This is a genomic window from Streptomyces viridifaciens, from assembly GCF_001888885.2.
GTDB lineage: Bacteria > Actinomycetota > Actinomycetes > Streptomycetales > Streptomycetaceae > Kitasatospora > Kitasatospora aureofaciens.
Map to the genome: position 1 here is coordinate 2,471,472 of NZ_CP090841.1, position 18,438 is coordinate 2,489,909.

The following is an 18,438-nucleotide window of genomic DNA, read 5'->3' on the forward strand; positions in this document are numbered from 1 at the left end:
CGCCGCCCGGGCCGGTTCACTCGACGCCGATGAGCAGCGGTGTGGACTCCTGCCCCCCGTGGAACACCACCGAGTCCACCTCCGGCCGCTGCTGGCGGACGTGCGCCACCAGCCGGTCGGCGAGCGCCCGGTCGGCGCCCTCGCCGAGGATCAGGGTGACGAGTTCGCCGCCCGCTCCGAGCATCCGGTCCAGCACGCTCTCGCCGACCTCGGCCAGCCCGGTGCCGATCACCGCGACGTCGCCGTCGATCAGGCCGAGCACGTCACCGGCCTGGCAGACCCCGGCCATGGTCCAGGACTCCCCCTCGGCGACGGCCAGTTCGGCGTACCGGGTGGCCCCGGCGGCGGAGGTCATGGCGACCACGTCCTCGTCGAAGCGCCGCCCGCCCTCGTGCACCGCGAGCGCGGCGAGGCCCTGCACCGGCGAGCGGGTGGGCAGTACGGCGATCCGCACCCCCTCCTCGCGCAGCTGGTCGGCGGCGGCCCCGGCGGCGGCGCGCAGTTCGGGGTCGTTGAGCAGCAGCACCACCTCGCGGGCGGCCGAGCCGCGTACCGCGTCGGCGAGTTCGGCGCTGGCCGGCCGGCGGTCCGGGTCGGCGTGCAGGACGACGGCGCCGGCCTGCTCGCACAACTCGGCCAGCCCCTCGCCGGAGACCACGGAGAGCACCGCGCGGGCCCGTTCCTCGCGTTCGCCGCGCTCGGCGGCGGTGCCGGCCCGGGCGGCGGCCTCCGCGAAGTGGGTGATCCGGATCTGGTGCGGGCGTCCGGCCTCGACCCCGGCTTCCACGGCGGCGCCCGCGTCGTCCACGTGGACGTGCACGTTCCACAGGCCGTCGCCGCCGCCGATCACCAGCGAGTCGCCGAGCCGGCCGAGCCGCTCGCGCAGCCCGGGCAGTGCCCGGTCGGGTGCGTCCAGCAGGTAGATGACCTCGAAGGCGGGGTGGCCGGGGCCGGGCGGCCGCAGGTGCACCTCGCAGCTCTCCACCACCCGGACGTCGCCGCGCAGCGCGACCGGTCCCATCGGCTGCTGCCCGGCGACGGCGTCGGCGAGCGCGCCGAGGACGGCCACCAGGCCGCGCCCACCGGCGTCCACCACCCCGTTCTCGGCCAGCACGGCGAGCTGCTCGGGAGTCTGCCGCAGCGCGTCCCGGGCCGCCCGGTGGGCGGTGTCGGCGACCTGCGCGAGCCCGTCCCCGGCCCGTACCGCCTCGCGGGCGGCGACCCGGGCGACGGTGAGCAGGGTGCCCTCGACGGGCTCCGCGACGGCCTGGTACGCGGAGTCGGCGGCCCGCTGCAGGGCGGACCGCAGCTGGTCGGCGCCACCGCCCTCGGCGAGCTTCTCCGCGGTGCCGCGCAGCCACTGGGCGAGGATCACGCCGGAGTTGCCGCGGGCGCCGATCAGTGCGCCGCGGGCCATCGCCCGGACGGTCTCGGCCAGTCCGGGAGCCGGGTCGGCGGCGGGGTCGGCGAAGCGGCTCTCCACCTCGGCGGCGGCGGACTCGACGGTCAGGTAGAGGTTGGTGCCGGTGTCGCCGTCCGGGACCGGATAGACGTTGAGCGCGTCGATCTCCTCGCGGGCCTGGCCGAGCGCGCGCAGGGCGAGCTGGCACCAGGTGCGCACGGCCGGGGCGTCGAGCGTGTGCAGCACCAGGTCTCCTCCGGATGGGACGCCGATATGGCCTGAGAGTGAACGGCGGTACCCGCAGGTTATCGGGGCCCGGGGAGGGGTGCCCGGACCGGCGACCGGAGCGATCACTCGGCCGGTCATGGTAGTTTCGTGGGACGGAAGCAAGCGTTGTATGCTCTTCCGGTTGCCTGGAACCGTCCAGGCTCACCCCCCTGGTCCGGTCTGGTTCACGCGAGTGCTCCGGTGGGTGGGCGGGGTTTTCGAAAGTAACTGATCTGAAGTCTTGGAGTGACTCCTGTGGCTGCCAACTGCGACGTCTGCGGCAAGGGGCCGGGCTTCGGCAACAGCATCTCCCACTCTCACCGCCGTACCCCCCGTCGTTGGAACCCCAACATCCAGACGGTGCGCGCTGTGATTGGGCGGACGCCGAAGCGGCTCAACGTCTGCACCTCGTGCATCAAGGCCGGTAAGGTCTCGCGCTGACGCGCAGACCGGCATGCCGGTCCTCCAGTGAGTCGGTTCATCCCCGGGTGAGCCGACTTCGCTGTTTCCGGGACCGGTCACGCTTTCCGGACGCACCAGCGATGGGCGGACCCCCTCGGGGGCCCGCCCATCGCTGCGTTCGACCTAGCGCCAGCGCCAGGCGTGGTCGACCGGGCCGATCCCGGCGCCCAGGGCGAAGCCCCCGGCGATCGCGCCGGTGATGTACTCCTTGGCCGAGCCCACCGCCTCGGGCAGCGACTCGCCCTTGGCCAGGCCGGCCGCGATCGAGCTGGCCAGGGTGCAGCCGGTGCCGTGGGTGTGCCGGTTGTCGTAGCGCGGCGCGCGGTACCAGTGCACCTCGTCGGGCCCGCCGTACAGCAGGTCGGCGGCCTCGCCCTCCAGGTGGCCGCCCTTGACCAGCACCCAGCGCGGCCCGAGGTCCAGCAGCGCCCCGGCGGCGGCCAGCATCTGCGACTCGTCCTCGACGGTCCGGCCGGTGAGCTGCGTCACCTCGTGCAGGTTGGGGGTGACCACGGTGGCGACCGGCAGCAGCTTCTCCCGGACGGTGGCCACCGCCTCGGCGGCCAGCAGCGCGTCCCCGTGCTTGGAGACGCCGACCGGGTCGACCACCACCGGGGCGTCCACCCCGGAGAGCAGGTCGGCGACGGTCTCGACCAGTTCGATGGAGGCGAGCATGCCGGTCTTCACGGCCTGCACCCCGATGTCGTCCACCACACTGCGGAACTGCGCCCGGACGGCCTCGGCGGGCAGTTCCCAGTAGCCCTGGACGCCGAGCGAGTTCTGCGCGGTGACGGCGGTGATCACGCTCATGCCGTGGACGCCGAGGGCGAGCATCGCCTTGAGGTCGGCCTGGATGCCGGCGCCGCCGCCGGAGTCGGAGCCGGCGACGGTGAGCACGCGGGGAGGTGCGGTGGAGGACATGCGCCCAACCTACCTCCGGCGGTTCAGAGCACGGCCTCGGACTCCGCCCAGCGGTTCTCCGGCACGGTCTTCAGCCGGGTCACCGCGTGGCCGATCGGCAGCAGCTCGATGGCGGTCCGGCGCAGTGCGGTGAAGTGCCCGAACTCGCCCCGGTGGACGGCCTCCACCGCGTGCCAGCCGAAGCGGGTGGCGAGCACCCGGTCCCGGGCGGTCGGGGTGCCGCCGCGCTGGGTGTGGCCGAGGATGACCGGGCGGGCCTCCTTGCCGAGCAGGTTCTCCAGCTCGTGGGCTAGCCGGTTGCCGATCCCGCCGAAGGTGCGGTGGCCGTACTGGTCGACCTCGCCGTGGTCGAAGCGCATGGTGCCGGGCATCGGGCCGGCGCCCTCGGCGACGGCGATGATGGCGAACTTCTTGCCGCGGTCGAAGCGGTCCTCGACCATCCGGGCCACCGCCTCGATGTCGAAGGGCTTCTCCGGGATCAGGATGCCGTGGGCGCCGCCGGCCATGCCCGCGGTGAGGGTGATCCAGCCGGTGTGTCGGCCCATCAACTCCACCACCATGACGCGCTGGTGGGACTCGGCGGTGGTCTTCAGCCGGTCGATCGCCTCGGTCGCCACGTGCACCGCGGTGTCGAAGCCGAAGGTGACGTCGGTGGCGTCGATGTCGTTGTCGATGGTCTTGGGCACCGCGACGACCGGCAGCCCGGCGTCGCTGAACAGCTTGGCGGCGGTCAGCGTGCCCTCGCCGCCGATCGCGATCAGCGCGTCGATGCGGATGTCCCGGGCCAGCGTCCTGGCGTTCTCCACCGCCCAGGCGATCCGGTCGCGCCGGACCCGGGCCGAGCCCAGGATGGTGCCGCCGAGGGTGAGCAGACCGGTGACGTCGTCGTGCGAGACCGGGCGGGTGCGGCCCTCGATCAGGCCGAGGAAGCCGTCCTGGATGCCCACGATCTCGTCGCCGTGGACGTCCGTGCCCCGGTGCACGACCGAGCGGATCACCGCGTTGAGGCCTGGGCAGTCGCCGCCGCTGGTCAGTACACCGATGCGCATGTGTGGCGTGCTCCCGCTCGCAGTGGATCGGCCCACCCGCGCCGGACGGCGGGCGGGCCGGGATGCCGCAAGCCTACGCAAAACGCCCCCTCGAAGCCCGCCGCCGCAACGCCCTGAGCGTCACGCGCCGTTCCGGCGTCCACGCCCCGTCAGCCGTACTCCGTAGGTCAATCGGCGAAGTCCGTCACCCCGCCGAGTACGTCACCCGGCGAAGTACGTCACCCGGCGGAGTGCGCCGCTCGGCGACGTGCGTCACTCCGCGAAGTGGTCCCAGCCGCCGACCCGGTCCCAGGGTGCGCCGTCCACCGTCACCCGGCCGCTGCGCGAGCCCCGGGGGCGACCGGTCACCTCGCCCACCACCCGCCAGCGGGAGGGGAGTTGGACCCCGCGCGGGAAGGTCGCCACGATCGCGTGGTCCTCGCCGCCGGACAGCACCCAGACCAACGGGTCCACCCCGACCGCCTGTCCGATGTCGGCCATCTGCGCCGGGACGTCGAAGTCGGCGGCCTTGAGGTCGATGTCCACCTCGCTGGCCCGGGCCACGTGGCCGAGGTCGGCGACCAGCCCGTCGCTCACGTCGATCATCGAGGTCGCGCCCAAGTCGGCCGCGGCCGGGCCCGCGTGGTACGGCGGCTCGGGCCGACGGTGCGCCTCGACGAAGGCGCGCGGGGAACGGAAGCCGCGCTGCAGCACGGTCAGTCCGGCCGCCGACCAGCCCAGCCAGCCACTCACCGCGACCACGTCGCCGACCTGCGCGCCGGAGCGCGTCACCGCCGCGCGCCCCTGGAGGTCGCCGAGCGCCGTGATCGCCAGCGTGACGGTGTCACCGCGCACCACGTCGCCGCCGACCACCGTCGCCCCGGCGACCTGGCACTCGTCGCGCAGCCCGTCCATCAGCTCGGTGGCCCAGGTGGTCGGCAGGTCGGCGGGGGCGACCAGTCCGAGCAGTATCGCGGTCGGCACCGCACCCATAGCGGCCACGTCGGCGAGGTTCTGGGCGGCGGCCTTGCGGCCCACGTCGTAGGCGGTGGACCAGTCCCGGCGGAAGTGCCGGTTCTCGATCAGGACGTCCGTGGTGGCCACCACCCGGCCGTCCGGGGCCTTCACCACCGCGGCGTCGTCCCCGGGGCCGAGGTCGACCGCGTCGGTGAGCGGTACCCGGGCGGTCAGCTCCCTGATGAGGCCGAACTCGCCGAGCTCGCCCACGGTCCCCTGCATCTGCCGTCCTCTCGCGTTTCCAACTTCCAGCCCCCGTCGCGCTCCCCCGCGCGCAGCGTACGCCCTTCGGGGGTGCGGGGGTCTCCCCTCCCCGGCCCGCTGCGCGGTAGCGTGGTGATCAGCCTGCCGGTGAGCCCGCATCCACCCCTGTGCCAGACCGGGCGATCACGGCGGCGATCCCCCAACCGGCCGCCGGGAGGTCACCCGTGGTACAGGCATACATCCTGATCCAGACCGAGGTAGGGAAGGCCACCGCGGTGGCCGAGACCGTCTCGAAGATCCCCGGCGTGATCACCGCCGAGGACGTCACCGGACCGTACGACGTGATCGTCAAGGCCGAGGCCGAGACGGTGGACGACCTGGGCCGCATGGTGGTCGCCAAGGTCCAGAAGGTGGAGGGCATCACCCGCACCCTCACCTGTCCGGTGGTGCACCTGTAGCCCCGGCTACCATCGGCGGGTGGCCAGAGAACTCCGCATCCCCGAGGCGCTGACCGCGCTCCCCGCGCCGGTCCGCTGGCTGGCCGTGCCCGTCGCGCTGACCTGCACCGTGGTGGCGCTGGTCGGCAGTTGGAGCTCGGCCGACCCGGCCGTCGAGGTGCCGCAGCCCTCCGGCCGGGTGGCCGGGTACTGCAAAGCGCTGGCCGCGGCGCTGCCGCAGGAGCTGCTCGGCCACCCCCGCAGGGACCCGTCGCCCGCCTCGCCCTACGTGGCCGCCTGGGGCGGTTCGCCCCGGACGGTGCTCCGCTGCGGTGTCGACCGGCCGGAGGAGCTGAACGGCGAGCACGCCGAGGACTGGTCCCCGACAGTCGACGACGTCACCTGGTGGTCGCAGAAGCTGAGCGACGGCGGCTACCGCTTCGTGACGACCATGCGCGCCGCCTACGTCGAGGTGACCGTCCCGGCCGGAGCGGCGCAGAACGCCTTCGACCCGGCCGCCGCGCTAACCCCGGCGGTCAAGGCCAACATCCCCGGTTGAGCACCCGTCCCGGGCACCGCCTCGGGCCGGAGCCCGAGCGGGCGGGCAGCAGGGCGGACCGGGAGTCCCGGCCCGCCCACTCAGTGCACTACCGCAGGCCGGTCGAGCGGCGCAGCGCGCTCTGCAGCAGCCGGTCGATCAGCTCCGCGTACGAGACCCCGCTGGCCTCCCACATCTTCGGGTAGGCGGAGATCGGGGTGAAGCCCGGCATGGTGTTGATCTCGTTGATCATCCAGGAGCCGTCCTCCAGCAGGAAGAAGTCCACCCGGGCCAGGCCCTCGCAGCCGAAGGCCTCGAACGCGGCCACCGCCTGGCGCCGGATCTCCGCGACCTCCGCGTCGGTCAGCTCGGCCGGGATCCGGACCTCGGAGGAGTCGATGTACTTGGCCTCGAAGTCGTAGAAGTCGAAGCCCTCGCCCACCAGCACCTCGGCCGGGACGCTGGCCCGCGGGCCGTCCTCGAACTCCAGCACGCCGCACTCGATCTCGCGGCCGGAAACGCCCGCCTCGATGATCAGCTTGGGGTCGTGCCGGCGGGCCTCCTCGATCGCGGCGTCCAGCTCGGCCAGGTCCCTGACCTTGGTGATGCCGATGCTGGAACCGGCCCGGCAGGGCTTCACGAACACCGGCAGGCCGAGCTCGGCGACCCGCTCGCGCACCGCGGCGCGGCCCTGCTCGGTCTCCCAGTCGCGCGGCCGCACGACCGTGTAGTGGCCGACGCCCAGGCCGTGCGAGGCCAGGATCCGCTTGGCGAACTCCTTGTCCATGCCGGCCGCGCTGGCCAGCACGCCGTTGCCGACGTACGGGACGCCGGAGAGCTCCAGCAGGCCCTGGAGGGTGCCGTCCTCGCCCCACGGGCCGTGCAGCAGCGGGAAGACCACGTCGACCTCGCCGAGGGCCTTGGGGGCACTGCCCGGCTCGCTCAGCAGGACCTCACGGCTGCCCGGGGAGACCGGCAGCGCGACCTGCCCGTCGACGGCCTCGGCGACGTGCGCCACGTCCGGCAGCCTGCCGTCGGTGATCGCCATCCGGGCCGGCTCGTCGCTGGTCAGCGCCCAGCGGCCCTCGTGGGTGATGCCGATCGGCAGCACGTCGTACTTGTCACGGTCGATCGCCCGGAGAACGCTGCCCGCGGTGGAGACCGAGATCGCGTGCTCGGAGCTGCGCCCGCCGAAGACCAGCGCCACGCGCGGCTTCGGGGCGGACGGGTTCGGGGAGGACTGTTCGATGCTCATATCGGGTTTGAGACTACCGTGCGAGGTGTTTCCGGGGAGTCAACGCCTTCCCGCAGTCCCGTCGCGTCAGCGCCGCTCCGCCTTGGCCGAGCGCGACATCAGCGCCTGCAGCGCCTCCTGGGTCGGCCGCCCGTTGTGCACCACGTCCACCACGGCCTCGACGATCGGCATGTCGACCCCGCTGCGCCGGGCCAGGTCCAGCACCGACTCGCAGGATTTGACGCCCTCCGCGGTCTGCCGGGTGGCCGCGATGGTCTCGGCCAGCGACATGCCCCGGCCCAGGTTCATGCCGAAGGTGTTGTTGCGCGACAGCGGCGAGGAGCAGGTGGCGACGAGGTCGCCCATCCCGGCCAGCCCCGCGAAGGTGTGCGGGTCGGCGCCCAGCACCTCGCCGAGCCGGGTGGTCTCGGCCAGCCCGCGGGTGATCAGGGTCGCCTTGGTGTTGTCGCCGAGCCCCATGCCGGCCGCCATGCCGACGGCCAGGCCGATCACGTTCTTGACCGCGCCGCCGAGTTCGCAGCCGACCACGTCGGTGTTGGTGTACGGCCGGAAGTAGGGCGTGTGGCAGGCCGCCTGGAGCCGCTTGGCGACCGACTCGTCGGTGCAGGCCACCACGCTGGCGGCGGGCTGCCGGTTGGCGATCTCCTTGGCCAGGTTGGGCCCGCTGACCACCGCGACCCGCTCCGGGCCGACCTTGGTGACCTCGTCGATGACCTCGCTCATCCGCTTGGCGGTACCGAGTTCGATGCCCTTCATCAGGCTCACCAGCACGGTCTGCGGCTCGATCAGCGGCGCCCAGGCGGCCAGGTTGTCGCGCAGCGTCTGCGAGGGCACCACGAGCACCGCGAAGTCGGCGCCGGCCAGCGCCTCGGCGGCGTCGGTGGTGGCCCGGACGGCGTCGGGCAGCCGGACGCCCGGCAGGTAGTCCGGGTTCTCGTGGGTGGAGTTGACGGCGTCCACCAGCTCCTGGCGGCGCGCCCACAGCACGACCTCGCAGCCCGCGTCGGCCAGCACCATCGCGAACGCGGTGCCCCAGGAGCCGGTCCCCATCACGGCGCAGCGGGTCACCGGCCCGTCCCCTCACCGTCGTTGTCGTCCGGGCCGCCCTTGGCCCGGCGGCGCTCGGCCAGCGCGGCGGCGGCCCGCTCGCGGGCGGCCCTGCGCATGTCGTAGCGCTCGGCCGGCGGCTGCTCGCCGCGGATCCCCGCCAGCACGGCGGTGATGGCCGCCATGATGTCCTCGGTGGCGTCGTTGAGCACCTGGGCGGTGAGCTCCTGGCCCCGGTACCTGCTCAGGTCCACCGCCGGTCCGGCCGCCACGGTCACCCGGTGCCGCGGGAACAGGTTGAACTTGCCCTTGCCGTAACCGGCCCGGCCGTACGGCGGGATGATCTCGTGGGCGCCCCAGTGGGCGACCGGGATGACCGGCGCACCCGTCATCAGCGCGACCCGGGCGACCCCGTTCTTGCCGGTCATCGGCCACAGGTCCGGATCCCGGGTGAGCGTTCCCTCCGGGTAGAACTGCACGCACTGGCCGTTGTTGACGGCGTCGATCGCGGCCCGGAAAGCCTGCGCGGCGTCGGTGGACTCGCGGAACACCGGAATCTGGCCGGTCTTACGGAGCATGAATCCGATGAAGGGAATCGAGAACAGCGAGGACTTCCCGAGAATCCGCGGCGGACGCCCGCTGTTGTACTGCCAGTGCGCGTAGATCACCGGGTCGATGATCGAATTGTGGTTCACCGCGGCGATGAAGCCGCCTTCCTTCGGAATGTGCTCCCAGCCCCGCCAGTCGGGCTTCACCAGGGCAGTCGTCACCGGCTTCACCAGCACGGCCGCGAAGCGGTACCAGATGCCGTAGTCGGCGTTGCCGAACTTGGCGTACGAGCGGCGGGCCACCCCAGCTCCTTCTCTTCGATGCGGCACGTGGGGTGCCGCGGTCATAGCCTCCCGGCGCCGCGCACCACTGCGACCGGGGCCCGGCGCACGGGCGCGGAACAGTGTCGCCCGCCTGCTCACCGGCTGTCGAGCGACCGCACCAACCCGCCGGGCGGGCGTGATCAAACGCACGTCCGCACAGGTCGGACGGCCTGGCGACGGCTCCGGGACCGGCGTCACAATGACGCCGATGACCCAGGACACCGTACGCCCCAGCGGGCCCGTCGCGCCCGCCGCACCCGCCACCGACTGGTCGCTGGTGCTGCCGCTCAAGCCGCTCGCCCTGGCGAAGAGCCGGCTGGCCCCGTACGCGGGGCCGCACCGGGCCGGTCTGGCCCTGTCCTTCGCCCTCGACACGGTCACCGCCGCACTGGCCACCCCTGGCGTCGCACGCGTCCTGGTGGTCACCCGGGACGCCGCGGCCGGCGCCCGGCTGGCCGCGCTCGGCGCCGTGGTGGTCGCGGACGAACCCGGCGGCGGCCTCAACCGGGCGCTGTCGCACGGCGCCTCGGCCGCCCTGGCGCTCGCGCCGCGGGCACCGCTGGCCGCCCTCTCGGCGGACCTGCCGGCCCTGCGCCCGGCCGAACTGGCCAGAGTGCTGCGGGCGGTGCCGCCGGACGGCCGGGCCTTCCTGCCCGACTCCCCCGGCCTGGGCACCACCCTGCTCGCCAGCGCCCCAGGCCGTCCGCTCTCCCCCGCTTTCGGGGACGGCTCACGGGCCCGGCACGCGGCCGGCGGGGCGCTCGAACTGCGCCTGGCGGGCGTGGAGTCGGTGCGCCGGGACGTCGACACCGGCACGGACCTCGGCGAGGCGGCGGCGCTCGGCCTGGGCCCGTACACCAGTGCGCTGTTCGCCCGGATGAGTCGTCCCTGACCCGCGTCCGAGGCGTTGCGGAGCCGCTCCCGGAGCGCTCCTGAGCGGTGGGCCCACCCCGGCCGATCGCTATGCTGCTGGCATGCAGGCCACCGCGTTCACCTTCGACCCCGCCACCCGGGCCGGCTCCGTGCTGCTCGACGACGGGACCCCGGTGCCGTTCGACGCGGCCGCCTTCGACGCCGGCGGCCTGCGGCTGCTGCGGCCCGGACAACGGGTGCGGATCCGCACCGAGGGCACCGGCGAGGCCCGCCGGGTGGTCTTCGTGACGCTGCAGACCTTCCCCGACCCCGCCGACGGGCGCTGACCCCTCGGGGCTCCGCCCATCCCCCCGGTCCCCCCGGTCCCGCGGTTCCCCGCACCCGGCCGACGGCTGCCGCCGAATCCTGACTGAGCGCCCGGATATCGAGAGAGCCGCGGCCACCCCGGTCTCCGCGTTCGCGGAAGGGGTGCCGCGGCTCTGAGCCGAAGGCCGTCCGAGGACAGTCGCGCGGGACCTACTTGGCAGAGGTCTTGCGCGCGGTGGTCTTGCGGGTGGCGGTCTTCTTCGCCGGCGCCGTCTTCTTGGCCGTGGCGGTCGCCTTCTTGGCGGTGGCCGTGGTCTTCTTGGCGGCAGCCGTGGTGGTCGCCTTCTTCGCGGCGGCCGTCTTCTTGGTCGCGGTCGCCGTGGTCTTCTTGGCGGCGGCGGTGGTGGTCGCCTTCTTCGCGGCGGGCGCCTTCTTCGCGGCGGTGGCCGTGGTCTTCTTGGCGGCAGCCGTGGTGGTCGCCTTCTTGGCCGCGGTCTTCTTGGTGGCGGCCGGGGCGGCGGCGGCAGCGGTGGCGGCGCGCTTGGTGGCGGCACGCTTGGCGGCCGGGGTCGCGGCGACGCCGGTCTTGCCCGGGGTGAGGGAGCCCTTGGGGGCCTTCTTCACCGAGGGGCCTTCCTTCGGCAGCTTCTTGCTGCCGCTGACCAGGTCCTTGAAGCCCTGGCCCGGACGGAAGCGGGGGACCGAGGTCTTCTTGACCTTGACCCGCTCGCCGGTCTGCGGGTTGCGGGCGAAGCGCGCGGAGCGCTCCACCTTCTCGAAGGTGCCGAAACCGGTGACCGAAACCCGGTCACCGGCCACAACGGCACGGACCATGGTGTCGAGCACTGCGTCGACGGCCTCTGCGGCAGCCTTGCGACCGCCCAGCTGCTCGGCCACCGCTTCGACAAGCTGAGCCTTGTTCACGTCTTCCCCTTCGGAAACGGGCGCCGGATGATTCCATCCGTTCTTTTCGCACGTTAGGTATGTATCTGCGGACTTTCAATTACCAAACGCGCGAATCACCCTAGTGTCGCAATGGATTTGCGCGTCCGCGACCTCAGTCGAGCGGCGGGTGCCCCTCGTCGAGGTCATGTACAAAGCGACTCAACCGCCTTGCCGCCTCCGGAAGATCGCGCTTGGCGGTCTCGGTGACGATGAGCAGTTGACGGGTGAGAGCGGTCTTTGCATCGACAGACACGTTCAGCGCATGCACGCGGGCGTGAGCTTGCTTCAACCGCTCGGCCACGAGCGCGTAGAGCGCTGCGACTTCCGGGTCGTCCGGCGCCTCAGCTGGTGTTGCGGAGGTGACGTCCGGCCGATCGTCAATTCGGCGTTCGGATCCCCGGCCCATGGACTCCTCGGACGCGGGTTCGCCGCCCGCGTACGGAGGTTCATGGTGCCGGTGCATGTACTGATTGTGCCATCTACCCGCAGTTGTACTTGCGCGGGGCCCTCTTCCGCAAAGCCGAATGGGCAATCCGGGGAGGGCCCGGCGCTAACTCGTGCTCCGGAACGCCGGATGGCCCGGCCCCCCCGAGGGGGAGCGCGGGCCATCCGGTCGATCGTCAGAATGCTTGTTCTGAGGGGAACTCAGGAGACCGGCAGAGTACGGGGCTTGAACGCCGGACGGGTCGCCTCGAAGGCGGCGATGTCGGCCTCGTTCTGCAGGGTGATGCTGATGTCGTCCAGGCCGTTGAGCAGCCGCCACCGGACGTTGTCGTCCAGTTCGAAGGACGCGGTGACGCCTTCGGCCCGGACTTCCCGCTTCTCCAGATCAACGGTGATCTCGGCCGAAGGGTCACTCTCGGTGAGCGACCAGAGTCGTTCCACGGTCTCCTGGGGCAGTACGACGGTCAGCAGGCCGTTCTTCAGCGAGTTGCCGCGGAAGATGTCGGCGAAGCGCGAGGAGATGACCGCGTGGAAGCCGTAGTTCTGCAGCGCCCAGACGGCGTGCTCGCGGGAGGAACCGGTGCCGAACTCGGGACCGGCCACCAGGACGGTGGCGCCCCGGCGCTCGGGCCGGTTGAGGATGAACGACTCGTCCTTGCGCCAGGCCTCGAACAGCCCGTCCTCGAAACCGGATCGGGTGACCTTCTTGAGCCAGTGGGCCGGGATGATCTGGTCGGTGTCCACGTTGCTGCGGCGCAGCGGGACGGCCCGGCCGGTGTGGGTGGTGAACTTCTCCATGGCTCAGGCCTCCACGGCGACGTCGGCGAAACGGTCGGACAGGTCGGACGGGGAGGCCAGGCGGCCCAGGACGGCGGTCGCGGCGGCGACCTGCGGGGAGACCAGGTGGGTGCGGCCGCCCTTGCCCTGCCTGCCCTCGAAGTTGCGGTTCGAGGTGGAGGCGCAGCGCTCGCCGGGGGCGAGCTGGTCGGGGTTCATGCCCAGGCACATCGAGCAGCCGGCGTGCCGCCATTCGGCCCCCGCGGCGGTGAACACCTTGTCCAGACCCTCCTCGACGGCCTGCAGTGCGACCCGGACGGATCCGGGGACGACCAGCATCCGCACCCGGTCGGCGACCTTGCGGCCTTCCAGAACCGCGGCGGCGGCGCGCAGGTCCTCGATCCGGCCGTTGGTGCAGGAGCCGACGAAGACGGCGTCGACGGCGACCTCGCGCAGCGGGGTGCCGGCCTCAAGGCCCATGTACCTCAGGGCGTTCTCGGCGGCCACCCGCTCCTGCGGGTCCGCGAAGTCCTCGGGGTGGGGGACGTTCGAGCCGAGCGGGGCGCCCTGACCGGGGTTGGTGCCCCAGGTGACGAACGGGGTGAGCTCGCTCGCGTCGATGAACACCTCGTGATCGAAGACCGCGTCCTCGTCGGTGACCAGGGTCCGCCAGTACTCGACGGCGGCGTCCCAGTCCTCGCCCTGCGGGGCGTGCGGGCGGCCCTTGAGGTACGCGAAGGTGGTCTCGTCCGGGGCGATCATGCCGGCCCGGGCACCCGCCTCGATGGACATGTTGCAGACGGTCATCCGGGCCTCCATGGACAGGCTCCGGATCGCCGAACCGCGGTACTCCAGGACGTAGCCCTGGCCGCCGCCGGTGCCGATCCTCGCGATGACGGCCAGGATCAGGTCCTTGGCCGTGACGCCCTCGGGCAGTTCGCCCTCGACGGTGATCGCCATGGTCCGGAACGGCGCCAGCGGCAGGGTCTGGGTGGCCAGCACGTGTTCGACCTGGCTGGTGCCGATGCCGAACGCCAGCGCGCCGAAGGCGCCGTGGGTGGAGGTGTGGGAGTCACCACAGACCACGGTGGTGCCGGGCTGGGTCAGGCCGAGCTGGGGGCCGACCACGTGCACCACGCCCTGCTCGACGTCGCCGAGCGAGTGGATCCGGACGCCGAACTCGGCCGCGTTGCGGCGCAGGGTCTCCAGCTGCACCCGGGAGACCGGGTCGGCGATCGGCTTGTCGATGTCCAGGGTCGGGGTGTTGTGGTCCTCGGTGGCGATCGTCAGATCGGTGCGGCGGACCTTGCGGCCGGCCAGCCGCAGCCCGTCGAAGGCCTGCGGGCTGGTGACCTCGTGGAGCAGGTGCAGGTCGATGAACAGGAGGTCGGGCTCGCCCTCCACGCGCCGCACGACGTGGTCGTCCCAGACCTTCTCTGCGAGTGTCCGTCCCATCGGATTCCCTCCAGCCGGCCGCGTTGCCGGCCTTCTCGTGTCGTCGGGGTCACTGCGTGCGCCGTCCGTGCGGAGCGCGTTCGCGAGACCTGCACGCCGGATCGCTGTCCACGATGCGGACACTCTGGCGAGGTCCCATCCTGGATGTCTCCCGGGCTGCTGCATCCAGAGTGGCGCTTTTCCCGGAAGATTGAACTTGCGTCTCGCGGAATGAGACTGCAGTCTTAGGGCATGGACAACACTAGCGGCGTCGGCGTTCTCGACAAGGCCGCTCTGGTGCTGAGCGCACTGGAGTCGGGCCCCGCCACGTTGGCGGGGCTGGTCGCCGCCACCGGTCTGGCGCGCCCCACGGCCCACAGACTCGCCGTCGCACTCGAACACCACCGTCTGGTCACCAGGGACATGCAGGGGCGTTTCATCCTCGGCCCCCGCCTGTCCGAACTCTCCGCCGCGGCGGGCGAGGACCGGCTGCTCGCCACCGCGGGCCCGGTCCTGACCCACCTGCGCGACGTCACCGGCGAGAGCGCACAGCTCTACCGCCGCCAGGGCGAGATGCGGATCTGCGTAGCCGCCGCCGAGCGGCTCTCCGGCCTGCGGGACACCGTCCCAGTCGGCAGCACCCTGCCGATGAAGGCCGGCTCGGCCGCCCAGGTCCTGCTGGCCTGGGAGGAGCCCGAGCGGCTCCACCGCGGTCTCCAGGGCGCCCGCTTCACCGCCACCGCGCTGAGCGGCGTCCGGCGGCGCGGCTGGGCCCAGTCGATCGGCGAGCGGGAGCCGGGCGTGGCGTCCGTCTCCGCGCCCGTGCGCGGCCCCTCCAACCGCGTGGTGGCCGCCGTCTCCGTCTCCGGCCCGATCGAGCGCCTGACCCGCCACCCGGGCCGGCTGCACGCCCAGGCCATCATCGAGGCCGCGAACCGGCTCACCGAGGCGCTGCGCCGGAGCTGACCCGCCCACCCCTCCCCCACTCCCCCGCCGAAAACGAAAGGGCCCCGCTCGACTCCGAGCGGGGCCCTTCGAAAGCATTCGGGGGCGGAAACAAAAAAGACCCCGCCGGGCGGGGCCTTTCCATTTACTGGCTGGGGTACCAGGACTCGAACCTAGACTAAATGAACCAGAATCACTCGTGCTGCCAATTACACCATACCCCAACACAAAGCAAGGGCCGATGGGCGAGCCCACCGGCTTCCTGCTCTGAAGTACCCCCGACCGGATTCGAACCGGCGCTACTGCCGTGAGAGGGCAGCGTGCTAGGCCGCTACACAACGGGGGCTTCCTGGCGATCCCTTGCGGGATCAGTACCCCCGACCGGATTCGAACCGGCGCTACTGCCGTGAGAGGGCAGCGTGCTAGGCCGCTACACAACGGGGGCTTTCCAGGTGATCCCTTGCGGGATCAGTACCCCCGACCGGATTCGAACCGGCGCTACTGCCGTGAGAGGGCAGCGTGCTAGGCCGCTACACAACGGGGGCTTGGATCTTCATTTGTACTGCGGTGCGACCGTTGCCGATCGTACAGCGCTGGGGTACCAGGACTCGAACCTAGACTAACTGAACCAGAATCAGTCGTGCTGCCAATTACACCATACCCCACCAGAGTTGAACCCCTGCGGGGCCTTCTCAGGCGTTGCGCCTCTCGGTCGGTCCCGTTCCGAGGGGCTTTCGCTCCCTCGTCCGTTCCCTCCCGGGCGGCGCAGAAAGAACATTACCCGACGTCTGCCCTGGCTCCAAAATCGATAACCGCAGGCAGCGGCCGGGAGGCCGTCCCGTGGCCTCCGGGTGCACCGCGGGCCCGGCACGGAGCCGGGCCCGCGGGCTGCTCAGCGGCCCGTCCGCACGGTCTCAGGCGGCCGGGAGGGCGTCCAGGGCGGAGCGCAGCCGGCGGAGCGTCTCGGGGCGGCCGAGCAGCTCCATCGACTCGAACAGCGGCGGCGAGACCCGGCGGCCCGTGACGGCCACCCGCAGCGGCGTGAAGGCGAACTTGGGCTTGATGCCCAGGCCCTCCACCAGCGCCTCGCGCAGCGCGGCCTGGATCGGCTCCGGAGTGAAGTCCGCGAGCTCCTCCAGCGCCTTGACGCTGGCCTCCAGCACCGGGCGGGCGTCCGCGGTCAGCACCTTGGCGGCGTCGTCCGGGTCGACGGTGAAGTCGGCCGGGTCGACGAACAGGAAGCCGGCCATGTTCACGATCTCGCTCAGCACGACCATCCGCTCCTGGGTGAGCGGCGCGATCCGGGCGAGCAGGTCCATCTGCTCGGCGGTCGGCTCGGCCGGCAGCAGGCCGGGGCCCTGGAGGAACGGCACCAGGCGCCGGACGAAGTCCTCCGGGGCCAGCCTGCGGACGTGCTCGGCGTTGATCGCCTCGCACTTCTTCAGGTCGAAGCGGGCCGGGTTGGAGTTCACCTTGGTGACGTCGAAGGCGGCGACCATCTCGTCCATGTCGAACAGGTCGCGGTCCTCGGCCAGCGACCAGCCCAGCAGGGACAGGTAGTTGAGCAGGCCCTCGCGGATGAAGCCGCGCTCGCGGTACAGGTTGAGCGAGGACTGCGGGTCGCGCTTGGAGAGCTTCTTGTTGCCCTCGCCCATCACGTACGGCAGGTGGCCGAAGCGCGGGGTGGCGCCGGTGCCCACGCCGATCTCGGCGAGTGCCGCGTACAGCGCGATCTGCCGCGGGGTGGAGGACAGCAGGTCCTCGCCGCGCAGCACGTGGGTGATGCCCATCAGGGCGTCGTCCACCGGGTTGACCAGGGTGTACAGCGGGGCGCCGTTGGCCCGGACGATGCCGTAGTCCGGCACGTTCTCCGGCTCGAAGGTCAGGGTGCCGCGGACCAGGTCGTCGAAGGAGATGGTCCGGTCGGGCATCCGGAAGCGCAGGATCGGCTCGCGCCTCTCCAGCTTGTAGACCGCGACCTGGTCGTCGGTCAGATTCCGGCAGTGGCCGTCGTAGCCGGAGGGCTTGCCGGCCGCGCGGGCTGCCTCGCGGCGGGCGTCCAGCTCCTCGGTGCTGCAGTAGCAGTGGTAGGCGTGGCCGGCCTCGTGCAGACGGCGGGCGACGTCGGCGTAGATGTCCATCCGCTCCGACTGGCGGTACGGCGCGTGCGGGCCGCCGACCTCCGGACCCTCGTCCCAGTCGAGCCCGAGCCAGCTCATGGCGTCGAGCAGCTGGGTGTACGACTCCTCGGAGTCGCGGGCGGAGTCGGTGTCCTCGATCCGGAAGACCATGGTGCCGCCGGTGTGGCGCGCGTAGGCCCAGTTGAACAGGGCGGTGCGGACCATGCCCACGTGGGGGTTGCCGGTCGGGGACGGACAGAAGCGAACCCGGACGGCCGGGTCAGTGTTAGCCACGCTTGATCACCTTGTTGGTGAGAGTGCCGATGCCTTCGATGGAGACGGCGACCTCGTCGCCGACGTTGAGCGGGCCCACCCCTGCGGGCGTGCCGGTGAGGATGACGTCGCCGGGCAGCAGCGTCATGGCCTCGGAGATGTGGACGATCAGCTCGGCGACCGAGCGGACCATCAGGGAGGTGCGGCCGGTCTGGCGGAGCTCGCCGTTGACCGTGCAGGTGATGGCGAGGTCGCCCGGGTCCAGGTCGGTCTCGATCCACGGCCCCAGCGGGCAGGCGGTGTCGAAGCCCTTGGCCCGCGCCCACTGGCCCTCGCGCTGCTGGACGTCCCGGGCGGTGACGTCGTTGGCGCAGGTGTAGCCGAGGATCACCTCGGGCACCCGGTCCAGCGGCACCTCGCGGCACATCCGGCCGATCACGACGGCGAGTTCGGCCTCGTGGTGGACGTCGGAGGAGAACGGCGGGTACGCGATGTTCTCGGTCGGGCCGATCACCGAGGTGGACGGCTTGAAGAAGGTGAGCGGGACGTCCGGGACCTCGTTGCCCAGCTCGGCCGCGTGGGCCGCGTAGTTGCGGCCGACCGCCACGATCTTGTTGGGGAGCATCGGGCTGAGCAGCCTGACGTCCTGGAAGCGGTAGCTCTCGCCGGTGGGCTGGGGTTGGCCGAACGGGTGGCCGGCCAGCTCGTGGACGACCAGCGAGTCGGGCCGGGAAGGGTCCCCCTCGACCACGCCGAAGGAGACGCTGCCGGCGGCAGGGCTCCCTTCCCGAACGGAAAACCTGGCAATGCGCACGGCTGGGCTACCCCTCGCTTCGTCGGCCGCCCGGGGCGCCCCCGGGCGCTGCGCGGG

19 protein-coding genes and 5 tRNA genes are annotated in these 18,438 nt (G+C 72.2%); 6 read left to right on the forward strand and 18 right to left on the reverse strand.

The window, feature by feature from the left end; genetic code table 11:
- Positions 1–16: 16 nt before the first annotated feature.
- Positions 17–1,648 (reverse strand): DAK2 domain-containing protein, encoded by a 1,632-nt coding sequence (locus BOQ63_RS18090; protein WP_030554877.1) that lies wholly within the window; start codon positions 1,646–1,648, stop codon positions 17–19.
- 276 nt (positions 1,649–1,924) lie between these two features.
- Between BOQ63_RS18090 and rpmB the strand changes: the two genes are divergently transcribed.
- The gene (rpmB, locus tag BOQ63_RS18095; protein ID WP_014138233.1) at positions 1,925–2,110 is read left to right on the forward strand and encodes a 50S ribosomal protein L28; all 186 of its coding nucleotides are present in this window, start codon (positions 1,925–1,927) and stop codon (positions 2,108–2,110) included.
- Positions 2,111–2,254: 144 nt separating this feature from the next.
- Here the strand turns inward: rpmB and thiD are convergent, their stop codons facing one another.
- The 3 genes from thiD to BOQ63_RS18110 all read right to left on the reverse strand — a co-directional run bounded on the left by thiD (position 2,255) and on the right by BOQ63_RS18110 (position 5,319).
- On the reverse strand, positions 2,255–3,052 hold the full coding sequence (gene thiD, locus BOQ63_RS18100; protein ID WP_030288030.1) for a bifunctional hydroxymethylpyrimidine kinase/phosphomethylpyrimidine kinase: 798 nt from the start codon (positions 3,050–3,052) through the stop codon (positions 2,255–2,257).
- 23 nt (positions 3,053–3,075) lie between these two features.
- The gene (locus tag BOQ63_RS18105) at positions 3,076–4,101 is read right to left on the reverse strand and encodes an ATP-dependent 6-phosphofructokinase (RefSeq protein ID WP_030288032.1); all 1,026 of its coding nucleotides are present in this window, start codon (positions 4,099–4,101) and stop codon (positions 3,076–3,078) included.
- Positions 4,102–4,353: 252 nt separating this feature from the next.
- On the reverse strand, positions 4,354–5,319 hold the full coding sequence (locus tag BOQ63_RS18110) for a thiamine-phosphate kinase (protein ID WP_030288034.1): 966 nt from the start codon (positions 5,317–5,319) through the stop codon (positions 4,354–4,356).
- Between the two features lie 206 nt (positions 5,320–5,525).
- Between BOQ63_RS18110 and BOQ63_RS18115 the strand changes: the two genes are divergently transcribed.
- Both BOQ63_RS18115 and BOQ63_RS18120 read left to right on the forward strand, forming a co-directional pair.
- The gene (locus tag BOQ63_RS18115) at positions 5,526–5,759 is read left to right on the forward strand and encodes an Lrp/AsnC family transcriptional regulator (RefSeq protein ID WP_030288036.1); all 234 of its coding nucleotides are present in this window, start codon (positions 5,526–5,528) and stop codon (positions 5,757–5,759) included.
- 19 nt (positions 5,760–5,778) lie between these two features.
- Positions 5,779–6,297, forward strand: coding sequence for a DUF3515 domain-containing protein (locus BOQ63_RS18120; RefSeq protein ID WP_078938979.1), 519 nt, complete (start codon positions 5,779–5,781; stop codon positions 6,295–6,297).
- An 88-nt stretch (positions 6,298–6,385) separates the two neighbouring features.
- Here BOQ63_RS18120 and BOQ63_RS18125 read toward each other — a convergent pair whose 3' ends face one another.
- From BOQ63_RS18125 to BOQ63_RS18135, 3 genes are all read right to left on the reverse strand, one after another.
- Positions 6,386–7,531 (reverse strand): D-alanine--D-alanine ligase family protein, encoded by a 1,146-nt coding sequence (locus tag BOQ63_RS18125; RefSeq protein ID WP_030554879.1) that lies wholly within the window; start codon positions 7,529–7,531, stop codon positions 6,386–6,388.
- 66 nt (positions 7,532–7,597) lie between these two features.
- Positions 7,598–8,581: an NAD(P)H-dependent glycerol-3-phosphate dehydrogenase gene (locus tag BOQ63_RS18130; RefSeq protein WP_191093658.1), complete on the reverse strand. Its 984-nt coding sequence runs from the start codon at positions 8,579–8,581 to the stop codon at positions 7,598–7,600.
- 14 nt (positions 8,582–8,595) lie between these two features.
- Positions 8,596–9,429, reverse strand: coding sequence for a lysophospholipid acyltransferase family protein (locus BOQ63_RS18135; RefSeq protein ID WP_046386900.1), 834 nt, complete (start codon positions 9,427–9,429; stop codon positions 8,596–8,598).
- A 229-nt stretch (positions 9,430–9,658) separates the two neighbouring features.
- Between BOQ63_RS18135 and cofC the strand changes: the two genes are divergently transcribed.
- Both cofC and BOQ63_RS18145 read left to right on the forward strand, forming a co-directional pair.
- Positions 9,659–10,342 (forward strand): 2-phospho-L-lactate guanylyltransferase, encoded by a 684-nt coding sequence (gene cofC, locus BOQ63_RS18140; RefSeq protein WP_046386901.1) that lies wholly within the window; start codon positions 9,659–9,661, stop codon positions 10,340–10,342.
- Positions 10,343–10,424: 82 nt separating this feature from the next.
- Complete coding sequence (locus BOQ63_RS18145; RefSeq protein ID WP_030288047.1) at positions 10,425–10,649, forward strand: hypothetical protein; 225 nt, start codon at positions 10,425–10,427, stop codon at positions 10,647–10,649.
- A 190-nt stretch (positions 10,650–10,839) separates the two neighbouring features.
- Here the strand turns inward: BOQ63_RS18145 and BOQ63_RS18150 are convergent, their stop codons facing one another.
- From BOQ63_RS18150 to leuC, 4 genes are all read right to left on the reverse strand, one after another.
- Positions 10,840–11,553, reverse strand: coding sequence for an HU family DNA-binding protein (locus BOQ63_RS18150; protein ID WP_030288049.1), 714 nt, complete (start codon positions 11,551–11,553; stop codon positions 10,840–10,842).
- A 133-nt stretch (positions 11,554–11,686) separates the two neighbouring features.
- On the reverse strand, positions 11,687–11,956 hold the full coding sequence (locus tag BOQ63_RS18155; protein ID WP_454130567.1) for an SCO5555 family protein: 270 nt from the start codon (positions 11,954–11,956) through the stop codon (positions 11,687–11,689).
- A gap of 263 nt (positions 11,957–12,219) precedes the next feature.
- On the reverse strand, positions 12,220–12,816 hold the full coding sequence (leuD, locus tag BOQ63_RS18160) for a 3-isopropylmalate dehydratase small subunit (RefSeq protein WP_030288053.1): 597 nt from the start codon (positions 12,814–12,816) through the stop codon (positions 12,220–12,222).
- Between the two features lie 3 nt (positions 12,817–12,819).
- A complete protein-coding gene (leuC, locus tag BOQ63_RS18165) occupies positions 12,820–14,250 on the reverse strand; it encodes a 3-isopropylmalate dehydratase large subunit (RefSeq protein ID WP_030288056.1) in 1,431 nt (476 codons plus the stop codon).
- 231 nt (positions 14,251–14,481) lie between these two features.
- On the opposite strand from leuC, the gene BOQ63_RS18170 reads away from it, so the two are divergent.
- Positions 14,482–15,195, forward strand: a complete 714-nt coding sequence (locus tag BOQ63_RS18170) for an IclR family transcriptional regulator (protein WP_030246527.1) — start codon at positions 14,482–14,484, stop codon at positions 15,193–15,195.
- Positions 15,196–15,323: 128 nt separating this feature from the next.
- On the opposite strand, the gene BOQ63_RS18175 is transcribed toward BOQ63_RS18170, so the two are convergent.
- The 7 genes from BOQ63_RS18175 to BOQ63_RS18205 all read right to left on the reverse strand — a co-directional run bounded on the left by BOQ63_RS18175 (position 15,324) and on the right by BOQ63_RS18205 (position 18,381).
- Positions 15,324–15,398, reverse strand: a tRNA-Gln gene (locus BOQ63_RS18175).
- A 49-nt stretch (positions 15,399–15,447) separates the two neighbouring features.
- A tRNA-Glu gene (locus BOQ63_RS18180) sits at positions 15,448–15,520 on the reverse strand.
- Between the two features lie 26 nt (positions 15,521–15,546).
- Positions 15,547–15,619, reverse strand: a tRNA-Glu gene (locus BOQ63_RS18185).
- A gap of 27 nt (positions 15,620–15,646) precedes the next feature.
- Positions 15,647–15,719 (reverse strand) — tRNA-Glu (locus BOQ63_RS18190).
- Between the two features lie 48 nt (positions 15,720–15,767).
- A tRNA-Gln gene (locus BOQ63_RS18195) sits at positions 15,768–15,839 on the reverse strand.
- Between the two features lie 249 nt (positions 15,840–16,088).
- Positions 16,089–17,588: a glutamate--tRNA ligase gene (gltX, locus tag BOQ63_RS18200; RefSeq protein WP_030288059.1), complete on the reverse strand. Its 1,500-nt coding sequence runs from the start codon at positions 17,586–17,588 to the stop codon at positions 16,089–16,091.
- Positions 17,581–18,381 carry a fumarylacetoacetate hydrolase family protein gene (locus BOQ63_RS18205; RefSeq protein ID WP_030288062.1) on the reverse strand — a complete coding sequence of 267 codons (801 nt, stop codon included), beginning with the start codon at positions 18,379–18,381 and terminating at the stop codon, positions 17,581–17,583. Before BOQ63_RS18205 ends, gltX begins: the two co-directional genes overlap by 8 nt.
- Between the last annotated feature and the right edge of the window lie 57 nt (positions 18,382–18,438).

Excerpts from the sequence above, each read along its gene's own strand:
- BOQ63_RS18170 (WP_030246527.1), top strand. The coding sequence starts at position 14,482 with ATGGACAACACTAGCGGCGTCGGCGTTCTCGACAAGGCCGCTCTGGTG.
- BOQ63_RS18125 (WP_030554879.1), bottom strand. The coding sequence starts at position 7,531 with ATGAGCATCGAACAGTCCTCCCCGAACCCGTCCGCCCCGAAGCCGCGC.
- BOQ63_RS18145 (WP_030288047.1), top strand. The coding sequence starts at position 10,425 with ATGCAGGCCACCGCGTTCACCTTCGACCCCGCCACCCGGGCCGGCTCC.
- BOQ63_RS18105 (WP_030288032.1), bottom strand. The coding sequence starts at position 4,101 with ATGCGCATCGGTGTACTGACCAGCGGCGGCGACTGCCCAGGCCTCAAC.
- leuD (WP_030288053.1), bottom strand. The coding sequence starts at position 12,816 with ATGGAGAAGTTCACCACCCACACCGGCCGGGCCGTCCCGCTGCGCCGC.
- BOQ63_RS18130 (WP_191093658.1), bottom strand. The coding sequence starts at position 8,581 with ATGGGGACCGGCTCCTGGGGCACCGCGTTCGCGATGGTGCTGGCCGAC.
- BOQ63_RS18110 (WP_030288034.1), bottom strand. The coding sequence starts at position 5,319 with ATGCAGGGGACCGTGGGCGAGCTCGGCGAGTTCGGCCTCATCAGGGAG.
- cofC (WP_046386901.1), top strand. The coding sequence starts at position 9,659 with ATGACCCAGGACACCGTACGCCCCAGCGGGCCCGTCGCGCCCGCCGCA.
- leuC (WP_030288056.1), bottom strand. The coding sequence starts at position 14,250 with ATGGGACGGACACTCGCAGAGAAGGTCTGGGACGACCACGTCGTGCGG.
- thiD (WP_030288030.1), bottom strand. The coding sequence starts at position 3,052 with ATGTCCTCCACCGCACCTCCCCGCGTGCTCACCGTCGCCGGCTCCGAC.